We start from the raw sequence: 12558 nt of genomic DNA, 5'->3' as shown, positions 1-12558 counted from the left end.
TTGAACGAGAACCCTGCGAGCACGCAGAGCACGATCGTACGGGGCCGCCATGTCCTGTGCGGCGTCGACGGCGACGACCGCGCCCGGATCATCACCGACGGCGCCCTGCTCATCGAAGCTGGCCGCATCGCCGAGATCGGGCCGGCCTCTGAGCTGATCGCCCGCCATCCCGGCGCCGCATGCATCGGACGGCCGACCGATCTCGTCATGCCCGGGCTGGTCAACGCCCATCACCATACCGGGCTGACGCCGCTCCAGCACGGCACGCCGTTCCTGCCGCTGGAACTCTGGCTGCCGCGCTTTCTCGGCTGGCGCGGGCTCGACCCCTATCTCGACACGCTCTACTCCGCGATCGAGATGATCGAGTCGGGCGTGACCACCGTCCAGCATCTGCATGGCGGACCGGTCGGCCCGCGCGCGCGCTGGCTCGATGCGCCGGACGCGATCATGCGGGCCTATGCCGAGATCGGGATGCGGGCGTCCTTCTCCTTCATGTGGCGCGACCGGAACAGGATCGTCTACGGGGCCGACGAGACTTTTCTCGCAAGCCTGCCGTCGCCGCTCCGCGAACAGCTCGCGGCGATCCTGGCAACGGCCCAGACCTTGGTCGAGACATTGACGGAGCATTTCGAAGCCCTGGCGGAACGCTGGGGCCAACCCGCCGATGGCATGAGCCGGGTCCAGCTGGCGCCGTCCAACCTGCAATGGTGCACGCGCGAGAGCCTGATCGCGCAGCGCGACCTCGCCCAGCGCCATGATGTGGGGCTGCATATGCATCTGCTGGAGACGCCGTATCAGCGCCGGTTCGCCGAGATGGACACCGACGGCTCCGCCGTCCGCCACCTCGCCGATCTCGGGCTGCTGGGCCCGCGCATGACGATCGGCCACGGCATCTGGTGCAGCGACGCCGATATCGCGCTGCTCGCCGAGAGCGGCACCTGCGTCTGCCACAATGCAAGCTCCGGGCTGCGGCTGCGCAGCGGCATCGCGCCCGTCAAGGAGTTCGACCGGGCCGGCATTCCGGTCGCGCTCGGCATCGACCAGGCCGGCATCAATGACGACCGCGACATGCTGCAGGAGATGCGCCTCGCCTGGAACCTGCAGCGCACGCCAGGCCATGCCTACGAACCGCTTTCCGAGGCGCGCATCTTCCGGATGGCCAGCGAGCACGGCGCGGCGACGACGGGCTTTGCCGGCCTGGTCGGCCGGCTCGAGCCCGGGCGTGCGGCCGATATCGTCGTGATCGACTGGGAACAGCTGGCGCAGCCCTATCTCGATCCCGACGCCGAGATCGTCTCGGCGCTGGTGCAGCGCGCCAGAACGGGGATGATCCGCGATGTGCTGATCGACGGGCGCCACGTGCTGCGCGACGGGCGCATCGCCACGATCGACAAGGAAAAGCTGCTCAGCGAGATCGAAGCGGCCATGCAGCGCCCCCCGAGCGAGGCCGAGACGGCACGGCGCGCCTTCGTCAAGGCGCTCGACCCGCATCTGCGCGCCTTCTACGCCGACTGGCCGCTTCCATCCGCGGCAGATGCCTACCGCAGCTTCAACGCGCGGCGCTAGTATCCGCGATCTCCGGGCAGGCGCTCGCCGAGGACGGCGGCGCCAGCAGGGAGATGCGCCGCCGCGCTCGTGACGAGGCCGAAACCGCTCTACGCAGCAGCAGCGGCCGTGATCTCGCTGTGGCGCGCGATCACCCTGCCCTGCCTGACAACCGTCCGGTTCGGCGCGCGCGAGACGATTGCGTCGGCGAGCGTCTCGCCCGTCAGGAGAACGAGATCGGCCCGTGCTCCGTCATGCAGTCCGTAATCTGCGACGCCCAGGGCCAGCGCCCCGCCGAAGGTGCAGCTGTCAAGCGCCAGCTCGAGATCGTCGTCGCGGCGAAAGCCGTTGCGCTGAGCGACCAGCATCGCGCGTTCCAGCATGTCGGCATTATTGAAGGGGCCCCATGTGTCGCGGACGCCGTCCGAACCGGAACAGACGATGACGCCGAGCGAAGCCAGCAGAGCAAGGCTCGGGCACGCCCTGGCAAGGGGCGCCGTCGTCATGATCGCGACCTGCTCGCGCGCCAGCATCTCGCCGAGACGACCGGCATGAGCCGGTCCGATATCGCCCAGGCAGAAGGCGTGGCTGATCATCACGCGCCCCTGAAGGCCGAGCGCCCGCGTGCGCTCGAGGATCAGTTCGACACTGAAGGCTCCGAGCTCTCCAGGTTCGTGCAGATGGATATCGATCGGCTTGGCTGAACGCTCGGCAAGGCCGAATGTCATGTCCAGGCTGCCGCGCGGATCACGGTCGATCTGGCTGGGGTCGAGGCCGCCGACGATATCCGCGCCGATGCGGAGGGCCTCCTCCATCAGCTCGAGGGTGCCGGGCCGCGAGAGCAGGCCCGCCTGCGGAAAGGCAACGGTCTGCACCTCGATCGTCCCGCGGCATGCGTCCCGTGATCTGAGCACGCCCTCCAGCGGCGACAGGCCGACATCGGTGTCGATCGCGACATGGCCGCGAAGCAGGGTCGACCCCAATTCCGCCGACCGGACAAGCTGGCGCGTCGACTGCAATTCCGGGTCGATCCCTCGCCGGCGCAGTTCATCCTTCTCCGCCTGGATCTTGTCGGCCAGGGCCGGGCCGACCTCGTTTCGGAACCAGGGCAGCCCAAGCAAGGAATAGCCCAGATGCGTGTGGGCTTCGACGAGTCCGGGGATGACGATCCTGCCGCAGCCATCCTCCACGGCGCTCCCTTCGGGCGCTGCAAGTTCGTCGCCCGTCGCAGCAATCGTGCCGTTCCGGATCAGGATATCCTCGGGCGGCGAGAGAGGGAGGCCCCGGCCTCGCCAGAGGCGGACCTGCCTGATGAGCAGAGAACCCGTTGGTGCGACCTGCATCCTATGCTCCGTCGACAGCAGGAGCGCCGCTCTTCGCAGCCAGGAAGCGCGCCTCCCACCAGGAGAAGACGATGTCGCGCAGCGCCGCCCCGTCGTCGTCGCCGTGCACAGCATGGCGCAGTACTTCGAGGCGTGCGACATCCTCCTCCGTCAGATCGATCTCGATCCGGACCTGCTGCAACGGGACATTGGTGAATTCCGGCTTGTAGGCCGGATCGCGGCTCAGTTCCCGGTCGGCCTTGATCGTCGGATTCCTGAAGTCGCGCGGCGTGCGCTGGCTGGACAGGATCGGCGTGCGCGGAACCCGCGCGAGATCCTCCTCCGTCGATTCGAGAATGATCACCTCGACCGGCTTCAGCGCGAAATTGCTCGTGCGCATGATATCGGCGCCGCAGACATTCGGCACAGCCAGAACATCCATCAGAGCCAGGAGATCGACATAGTCGCCGGCCCGCGAAGCCTGTCGCGTGATCGTTGCCGATCCGTTTTCGGTGATCTCCGTGCACATGAACAGGTTGAAGCTGTCATGCACGTCGTCCGGCGTCAGCCCGTATTCGCGTTGCGCTTCGGCCTGGATGTCGTGGCAGTTGGTGTGCCGTGCGAAGCCATAGGCGCTCTCATAGAGATAGGCGCTGCAACGCGGGAAGAGCACATCGTTCCGGCCGTAGGTATCTTCAAGAATATAGAGCATCGCCCGCTCGCGCGGCGGCGCCGACCAGAGGAACGTGCCCTTGCTGGGATTGAAGCCGTGCACCGTGCGCGTGCGCCCGCAATGCATGAATTCCTTGTAATCATGAAGATTGAAGCAGTTGAAGTCGACGCATTGCTGCCCCTCGATCTGCTGGATACGCAGAATCTGGCCCGCCCTGACTTCGATGGCCTTCCCGGTACCGGGCTCGAGCCGGATCCTGGCGACTTCCGTCCTCATTGCCGTGCGCTCCCGCCATTCGTCGTCGCCTGCTTCGCCGCAGCCTCGCGCAGCGCGAGTTGTACGAGCGCCTGCACATCGCGCTCCCCGGTCGCTGCGATCGCGCGCCCGAGTAACTCGATCTGCTGCTGATTGAGCTGAAGAACCACGCGACGGGTTGTCATTTGTGCCTACCGTTTTTGCCTCGCCACCGTGACGCTAGCACAGGATTGCATACAGTCACCCCTAAAAACACGCCACAATCCATAAAGGCTATTGCATGCAAAAACAGAACAATATCGTATGCATTTATTGTCGACAGTGCGATCCCGCACGACAATGGTGGAGGGATGGATGGGCCGTTTGCTTTCGATGGTGATGGCAGCCGCTTTCGCGGCGGGCGTCGGACATGCCGGAATGGGAGGCGCCGAAGCGCAGACTCTCAAATGGGGGTCGCCCCGCGAGATCGGCTCGCTGGACCCCTACTCCTACGGAGATACTTACGCCCTGTCGGTGCTAAACCATGTCTATGAGGGGCTGGTTCGCTACAGCGGCAAGCAGGAAATCGAACCCGCCCTCGCCACCGCCTGGACCGTCGCCTCGCCGACGCTCTGGCGCTTCACTTTGCGCCCCGGCGTCACCTTCCACGACGGCGCCCCCTTCAGCGCTGACGACGTTATCGCATCGCTGGAGCGGATCACGCATCCGACCTCGCCCATGCGGGGAGAGCTGCACGGCTACAAGAGCGCCCGAAAGGTCAACGACTCCGTCATCGAGATCGAGCTCGACAGCCCCAATCCGCTGCTTCTGAACGACCTGACCAATGTCCACATCTTCAACAAGGCGTGGCTGGTCGCGAATAACAGCCTTCTGCCCACCGATGCCGGCAAGGGCGTCGAGGGTTTCGCCACAAACAACACGAACGGCACCGGCCCGTTCAAGGTCGTCTCGCGGCGACGGGACACCCAGACAGTCTTCGTCAGGAACACTGGCTGGTGGGACAAGCCCGTCCATAATCTGGAGCGCATCGAATTCGTGCCGATTACGTCGGCGGCGACCCGCGTCGCGGCCATGCTGTCGGGCGAGATCGATTTCACAAACTCCGCTCCGCTCCAGGACCTGAGCCGTCTCGCGGCCTCGCCGGATATCAAGGTCCTGCAGGCGAACGAGGTGCGCTCGACATTCTTCGGGTTCAACTGGCGACAGCGGCTCGTGGAAAGCGATGTGCAGGACAAGAATCCGCTGCGCGACATCCGCGTCCGCGAAGCCATGTATCGCGGCATCGACGTCGCCGCGATCCAGTAGCGCGCCATGCGTGGCCTGTCTCGCACCACCGGCGCCCTTGTCGCGCCATCGATCCCGGGCTTCACGCCCGAGCTCGACCAGCGCCTGCCCTTCGACGCCGCCGAAGCACGCCGGCTTCTGACCGAGGCCGGGTATCCCAACGGCTTCTCCTTTCTGATGAACTGCGCCAGTGACGCACTCATCAACGAGGAGGAATTCTGCCAGGCCGTCGCCTCGATGTGGTCCCGCATCGGCCTGCGGCCCAATCTCAGCATCGCCCCGCGCAGCCAGCAGACGTCGAAGCGGGTTCGCGGCGAGTTCGACGTCGTCGCCTTCGGCTGGGCCAATGAGCCCACCCTGGATTCGTCCTCGCTGTTGACACAGGTGATCCACAAGAAGGACGCCGCGGCCGGCGTCTTCAACTGGGGCGAATGGGGCGATGACAGGATCGACGCCCTGAACGCCCAGGCCGCTGTCGAGAACGACGCCGCCAAGCGCACCGCCATGCTGACCGCGGCGATGAAAATCGCCAAGGATCAGCACATGTTCCTGCCAATGCATCAGCAACCCATGGCCTGGGCCGCCCGGTCGCGGATCACGTCCCTGGTGCAGAACTCGGACAACAAGCCGCGGATGTGGCTCACCGTCGTGAAGTAGAACCCGGCCCCGGTCAGCCCCGTGGCCTATCCGCCCGCACGCTGCTTCGCCATGATGCGCCGCGATCCCGATCGCGGCGCATCTCTTGTTCCAGGCCTACGCCGAGCCAGATAGAGCGGCCGTGCCCCTCCCAGGGTTCAGCGCCACCCCTTCGGATGGCGCCCAGAACCAGAACCTCCCTCCGGGCGGCTGACTTTTCGGAATGCGCCGCCTGCGGATAGCGCCTATGCGACATCTGCAGGACAGGCGCCGCCATTTTGGGTCAGTCTAGCGACGTTGCCTGCCGGTCGGCTCGCACGTTACTCACGGTGCCTCCTGATGAATAAGCACACGCCCTCAGCGGAGCTTTCGACGATGCCATTCGAGGTCGGCCAGCCCGTCCCGCGCAACGAGGACCCCGTGCTCGTGCGCGGCGAGGGCCGCTATACCGATGACGTCTCGCTGGAGGGGCAGCTCTACGCGGCCTTCGTCCGCAGCCCGCACGCGCATGGCGTCCTGCGCGGCATCGATATCTCGCAGGCCGAAGCCATGAAGGGCGTCGTCGCGATCTATCGGGGGGAGGATCTCGCGGGCCAAGGCTACGGCTTGCTGAAATGCGTTGTCGAGCATCCCAATCGGGACGGCAGCCCGATCAGGAAGCCCGCCCGCAACGCCCTGGCGACCGACAAGGTCCGCTTTGTCGGCGATCCCATCGCGATGGTCGTGGCTCGCACGGCCGTCCAGGCGCGCGATGCGGCCGAGGCCGTGCTGCTCGATATCGAGATCCTGCCCGCGGTCACGGCCAGCGAGGATGCCCTCAAGCCGGACGCGCCGCAACTCTATGACCACGTCCCCGGCAATGTGGTCCTCGACTATCATTTCGGCGATGCCAGCAAGGTCGCGGCCGCTTTTGCCAGCGCCGCCCATGTCACGAAGCTGCGCATCGTCAACAGCCGCATCGTGGTGAACCCGATCGAGCCGCGTGCGGCGGTCGGAACCTATGACCGCAAGACCGGCCGCTACACGCTGCATGCGCCGAGCCAGGGCGCGTTCGGGATGCGCAACAACCTGGCCGCAGCAATGGGCGTGCCGGCGGAACGGATGCGGCTGCTCACCGGCCATGTCGGCGGCTCCTTCGGGATGAAATCCTCGGTCTTCCCCGAATATGTCGTGCTGCTGCACGCGGCCCGCCTGCTGAAGAAGCCGGTGAAATGGACCGATCAGCGCTCCGAGAGTTTTGTCTCGGACTATCATGGCCGCGACATGGTCTTCGAGGCCGAGCTGGCGCTCGACGCGCGCGGCCGGTTCCTGGCGACGCGCTTCAGCGGCATCGGCAATATGGGCGGCTATCTCTCGCCTGTCGGGCCGATGATGGCGACGACGAATATCGGCAAGAACAGCATCGGCATGTACCGCACGCCGCTCGTCGAGGTGCAGACCAAATGCGTCGTCACCAACACGGCACCGATCGGCGCCTATCGCGGCGCCGGGCGCCCCGAAGGCAATTACTTCATGGAGCGGCTGATCGATGCGGCCGCCGTGGAAATGGGGATCGACAAGACCGTCCTGCGGCGGCGCAACCTCGTCGCTCCGCAGCAACTGCCCTGGGCGACGCCGGTCGGGACGCTGTATGACAGCGGCGATTTCCCGGCCCTGTTCGCAGAAGCGCTCAAGGCGGCCGACTGGAAGGGCTACGGGGCGCGGCAGCGCCAGAGCCGGAAGGCCGGCAAGCTCCGCGGCCGCGGCATCGGCTGCTATCTCGAGGTCACCGCGCCGCCAAGCAATGAAATGGCCGGCCTCCATTTCGAAGCCGATGGCAGCGTGACCATCGTCACCGGCACGCTCGATTACGGACAGGGCCACTGGACGCCCTTCGCCCAGGTGCTGACGAGCAAGCTCGGCGTGCCCTTCGACAAGATCCGACTCGTCCAGGGCGACAGCGACCGGCTGATCGCGGGCGGCGGCACCGGCGGCTCCAAATCGATCATGGCGAGCGGGTCGGCCATCATGGAAGCGGGCGATCGCGTCATCGAGAAGGGCAAGCTCCTGGCCGCCCATTTTCTGGAAGCCGGCGTCGCCGATCTCGAGTTTGGCCGTGGCCGGTTCACGATCGCCGGGACCGACCGCGCGATCGGTATCATGGAGCTCGCGGAACGGGTGCGCATGACCCCCGACCTGCCCAAGGAGCTGCCCCGGAGCCTGGATGTCGATCATGTCTTCAAGTCGGCGCCATCGGCCTATCCCAATGGCTGTCATGTCGCCGAGGTCGAGATCGATCCTGAGACCGGGGAGGTCGCGGTGGTCAGCTATGTCATGGTCAATGATTTCGGCACGATCGTGAACCCGTTGATCGTCGCGGGGCAGCTGCATGGCGGCGTCGCGCAGGGCATCGGCCAGGCGCTCTACGAGATGACCGCCTATGACGAGGCCGGCCAGCTCATGACGGGGTCCTATATGGACTACGCGATGCCGCGCGCTGCCGACCTGCCCTTCTTCTCATTCGCCAGTCAGGGCAGCCCGACCGCGACCAATCCCGTCGGCGCGAAAGGCTGCGGCGAGGCCGGCTGCGCGGGCTCGCTGCCCTCGGTGATGAACGCGCTCGTCGATGCGCTCTCGCCCTATGGCGTGCGGCATGTCGACATGCCGGCGACGCCACAGGCGATCTGGCGGATGATTCACGGGGGGAAGTGAGAGATCATTTCGGCAGGGCGCCCGCCCCGAGCTGCTGCGCATATTGGTCGAAATGAACCTGCACATGCTGGAGGCGCTGATCGGCGAAGGGGCGTGCGGCTGCCGCGTCACGGGCTTCACCCGGGGCCATTCCGAAGCGCGCGCGGAAGGCGCGGTGAAACTGGGCGCTGTTGGAGAAGCCCTGTTCATGCGCGATCTGCGTGATCGAGCGTGATGGCGCGGCGGGACTGGCCAACTCGCGGAACGAGGCGTCGAGCCGCTTCTCGCGGATGATCGTGGCGACACCGCCATCGCCGGCAAACATCCGGTAGAGATGCGCGCGCGAGACCCGGAAGCGGGAAGTCAGCACGGCCGGGTTGAGGCCGGGATCCGACAGATTGGCCTCGATGAACGCCAGGATGCGCTGACGCAGGACGTTTCCCAGCACGGGGTCCTGAAGAGCGATCCCCGGCGCGTGACGAGCGAGGCCCGAGGCGATGAGGAAGATCGCCGATTCCTCGATCGCCCGCAGGTCGTCGTCGCTCATCACGGGCGAGACATGGGACAGGCTGACGATGAAGTCGCTCAGGAGGCGCGTGATCGGATCTCCGGTCCTGAGCACCAGGCCATGCAGGTTGCGCCCCCCCGCCACCCGGTCGACCCGCTCCCGCGGCAGGACCAGCGACAGCGTGGAGCCGGTCCGGACCCTGCTCCTGAAGGTCCGGGCGAGGTCGAAGACGCAGATATCGCCAGGGCCGACCGATATCGCCTCCCCCTCGCAATCGGCCTCGAGTGTGCCGGCGACGAAGAGCTGGACGAAGTACTGATCCAGCCCGCCCTGCAGGATGGTGCGCCGGTCCCGGCTGTATTGCTGCTGGTTGAAGCTGGTCGGACCGATCAGCAGTGCGCCCAGCGCCCGCGAGCGGATCGAGCCCTCAAGCACAGCTCCGCGATCGTCGGGATGCGCCGTCGTCTCGAAGAACGGGCGGGAGATCTCGCGCCAGAGATCGCTGCGCAGGTCAGGCTCGACCATGTCGGTCGACAGGACGAGCTCTTCCGCCGCCACCGGAGCAGTCGCCCCCCGGGCCTGCCGAATCGCTCGCTCTCCCCCGCCAAGATCGGAACTTGCCCCGCACGTTCGGAACCTGCCCGATCACTCCTAGGGTGATTTGCCTGGTGGAACCAATGCCGCCGACGCAGGGGCATAGGCCGCCCCAGGACGAGACGACGTCCGGACGATTGAGACGCAGCGTCATCACAAATGAGACGCAGCGCTACAGGCGGGCGCTCGCGAATATGCGATCCTGGCAGCGCGGCGGCACTGCTGGGGGGCATGTTGCGCAGCCTTGCGGCTGCGTGCGCCGCCTTCGGCACCTGACAGCAACGCCCCCGACATCACAGCGCTCCGGGGGATGAGGCCCCCGGCTTCGGAGTGGCCTATGCCTATCGAATTGACCATCCAGCCATCGGGAATCATGTCTGGACATTCCGCATTGCCGGGGCTCAAGCGGAGTGCCAGCGCAACGGCGATCATTCTCGCGCTGACGGCGGCCTCGGCGGCTTCGGCAGCGGATTATCACTACGTTGCGTCCAGCGACGCCCTGTGGGGTCAGTTTGGAGGCACCCAGTGGGGCGTCGGCATACCAGGCCCCAACGACCGGGCGATCTTCGACCTGGCGGGAACCGGATCCACCTACACCTGGGGCAGCGCACGCAGTGTCGGACAGATCGTGTTCCTGGCTCCCTATACCGGGTTTGGCTTCGTCAATACCCCAGTGTCGACGAACGGTCTCGTCAGTATCGGCGGTATCGACGGGCTGGGCGTGGTCAGCCAGGTCAATCAGGCGATCACGCTCAGCGAGAGGATTACGCTGACAGGCAGCCAGGAATGGCGGATCGACAGCCAGAGCGGCAGCATCAGCCAGCTTTCCAAATCCGGGGCGGCCGCCCTCAATCTCGGCGCGCAGACCCTGACGCTGAACCCGGTGCAGAGCGGCAATGCCTTCTACCTGAACAACCCGATCTCCGGCACGGGCGGCCTCGTCGTGACCGGCGCCGGCACGGTCTATCTCATCGCAGCCAACACCTATTCTGGCGGGACGGTCCTCAACGGCGGCACGCTGTCGATGTCCTCGGACGCCAATCTCGGCAGTGTCGCGGGAGCACTGTCCATCAATGGTGGCGTGCTGCAGATCACCGGCACCGGCTTCAACAGCACCGGGCGCACCATCAACTGGGGCGCCAATGGCGGCGGCTTCGACATCGCCGATGCCAGCAACAATTTTGCCGTCGGCCAGGCGCTCGGTGGCGGGCCACTCACCAAGCTCGGGGCCGGCTCGCTGACGCTGACCGGAGCCAACAGCTTTACGGGCGCGACGACGATCCAGTCGGGCAGGCTCGCCCTCACCGGTGCGGGCAGCATCGCCGCGTCCAGCGGCGTGCGCAACAACGGCGTGTTCGACATCTCCGGAACCGCGGCCGGCGCCTCGATCAGGACGCTTTCGGGCAGCGGCGTGGTCGCGACCGGGGCGCAGACTCTGACCCTGACCGCCGCCGCCGACACGTTCGCCGGCCGCTTCGAGGGAACGGGAGCGCTGGTTCTCGCCGCTGGCCACGCAAACCTCACGGGCGACAGCTCGGGCTTCGGCGGCGCCACCACGATCCAGGCAGGCGCGCTCTCGGTGAATGGCATCCTCGGCGGCACGCTGGCGGTGCAGGGCGGCCGGCTGCAGGGCATCGGCACGGTCGGCACCACGATGAACGCAGCCGGCGGCACGATCGCGCCCGGTAACTCGATCGGCACGCTGACCATCAATGGCAATTATCGCGGCAATGGCGGCAGGCTCGAGATCGAGACGGTGCTCGGCGGCGATGCCTCGCCTTCCGACCGGCTGGTCATCACCGGCAGCAGCGCCGGATCGACGCTGGTCAACGTGCTGAACCAGGGCGGGACTGGCGCACCGACCGTCGAGGGCATCAAGATCGTCGATGTCGGCGGCGCCTCGAATGGCAGCTTCACCCTCGCCAATGGCGACTATGCCTTCCAGGGGCAGCCCGCCCTGATTGCAGGCGCCTACGCCTATACGCTGCAGCACAACGGCGTCAGCACGCCCAACGACGGCGATTGGTATCTGCGCTCGGCCTATGTCCCGCCGGCAGCCGCGGCGGCGCCAGTCGGCAGCCCGGCGCGCACCGTGCCGATCCTGCAGCCCGGCGTGCCGGTCTACGAGGCCTATGGCCAGGTGCTGCAAAGCCTGAACGGCCTGCCGACGCTGCGCCAGCGCGTCGGCGACCGCATGCATGGCGACGGCACGGCCCCGGCGGGTACGCCCGAGAGCCAGGCGATCTGGGCCCGGATCGAGGGCGCCCATAGCCGGATCACGCCCAGGCTCTCGACCAGCGGCACCTCCTACGAGATCGACAGCTGGCGGCTCCAGGCCGGGCTCGAGGGACAGCTTCTGGCGAACGGCGCCGGCACGCTGGTCGGCGGCCTGACCGCGCATCACGGCGGGGCCACGGCCGATATCGCCTCGGTCTTCGGCCGCGGCAAGATTGCGACCAGCGGCACCGGCTTTGGCGGCACGCTGACCTGGTATGGCGAGAGCGGGCTCTATGCCGATGCCCAGGCCCAGGCGAGCTGGTTCGACAGCGATCTCAGCTCGACCACGCTCGGGCGCCGGCTCGCCGACGGCACGGGCGGGTTCGGCTATGCCTTCGGCCTGGAGCTCGGCCAGCGGATCGCGCTGAACGGCGCCTGGTCGCTGACGCCGCAGGCGCAACTGATCTATTCCAGGGTCACTGCCGACAGCTTTACCGATCCGTTCGGCGCCCGCGTCTCGCTCGGGGATGGCGACAGCCTGAAGGGCCGCCTCGGGCTCGCGGCGGACTATCGCAGCATCTGGCGCGACAGCGCCGGACAGCTCGTCAGCACCACGCTCTACGGCATCGCCAACCTCTCCTACGAGTTCCTCGACGACACCACGGCCAGCGTCGCCGGCACGCGCTTCAGCAGCGCCGAGGAGCGGCTCTGGGGCGGGGTCGGCCTCGGCGCGAAATATGATTGGGGCCGCTACTCGCTCTATGGCGAAGCCTCCGTCAGGACGAGCCTCGCCCAGTTCGCCGACAGCCACGAACTCAGCGGACGCGCCGGCTTCCGCATGAGCTGGTGAGCCC

The 12558-nt window shown here is 66.8% G+C and carries 7 protein-coding genes and 1 pseudogene; 4 read left to right on the top strand and 4 right to left on the bottom strand.

Annotated features, from left to right (window positions below):
- Positions 1–1566 carry an amidohydrolase family protein gene (locus tag AC1DW9_RS09365; protein ID WP_441504647.1) on the top strand — a complete coding sequence of 522 codons (1566 nt, stop codon included), beginning with the start codon at positions 1–3 and terminating at the stop codon, positions 1564–1566.
- 89 nt (positions 1567–1655) lie between these two features.
- On the opposite strand, the gene AC1DW9_RS09360 is transcribed toward AC1DW9_RS09365, so the two are convergent.
- Genes AC1DW9_RS09360 through AC1DW9_RS09350 form a run of 3 tightly spaced genes read right to left on the bottom strand, consistent with a single transcriptional unit; the run spans position 1656 to position 3980 of the window.
- A complete protein-coding gene (locus AC1DW9_RS09360) occupies positions 1656–2888 on the bottom strand; it encodes an amidohydrolase family protein (RefSeq protein ID WP_476775784.1) in 1233 nt (410 codons plus the stop codon).
- Position 2889: 1 nt separating this feature from the next.
- Complete coding sequence (locus tag AC1DW9_RS09355) at positions 2890–3816, bottom strand: DUF1989 domain-containing protein (RefSeq protein WP_476775783.1); 927 nt, start codon at positions 3814–3816, stop codon at positions 2890–2892.
- Positions 3813–3980: a hypothetical protein gene (locus tag AC1DW9_RS09350; RefSeq protein ID WP_441504650.1), complete on the bottom strand. Its 168-nt coding sequence runs from the start codon at positions 3978–3980 to the stop codon at positions 3813–3815. The genes AC1DW9_RS09355 and AC1DW9_RS09350 overlap by 4 nt, the downstream gene beginning before the upstream one ends.
- Positions 3981–4149: 169 nt before the next feature.
- Between AC1DW9_RS09350 and AC1DW9_RS09345 the strand changes: the two are divergent.
- Together AC1DW9_RS09345 and AC1DW9_RS09340 are read left to right on the top strand one after the other, a co-directional pair.
- Positions 4150–5736 (top strand): annotated as a pseudogene (locus tag AC1DW9_RS09345) (ABC transporter substrate-binding protein).
- A 318-nt stretch (positions 5737–6054) separates the two neighbouring features.
- Complete coding sequence (locus AC1DW9_RS09340) at positions 6055–8406, top strand: xanthine dehydrogenase family protein molybdopterin-binding subunit (protein ID WP_476775782.1); 2352 nt, start codon at positions 6055–6057, stop codon at positions 8404–8406.
- Positions 8407–8410: 4 nt separating this feature from the next.
- Here the strand turns inward: AC1DW9_RS09340 and AC1DW9_RS09335 are convergent, their stop codons facing one another.
- On the bottom strand, positions 8411–9451 hold the full coding sequence (locus AC1DW9_RS09335) for a helix-turn-helix domain-containing protein (RefSeq protein ID WP_476775781.1): 1041 nt from the start codon (positions 9449–9451) through the stop codon (positions 8411–8413).
- A 373-nt stretch (positions 9452–9824) separates the two neighbouring features.
- Here AC1DW9_RS09335 and AC1DW9_RS09330 point away from each other — a divergent pair, with 373 nt between their 5' ends.
- Complete coding sequence (locus AC1DW9_RS09330) at positions 9825–12554, top strand: autotransporter family protein (RefSeq protein ID WP_476775780.1); 2730 nt, start codon at positions 9825–9827, stop codon at positions 12552–12554.
- Positions 12555–12558: the final 4 nt, after the last annotated feature.

Source organism: Allobosea sp. P4_E12, assembly GCF_056401655.1.
This window is presented reverse-complemented; position numbering and strand designations above follow the sequence as displayed.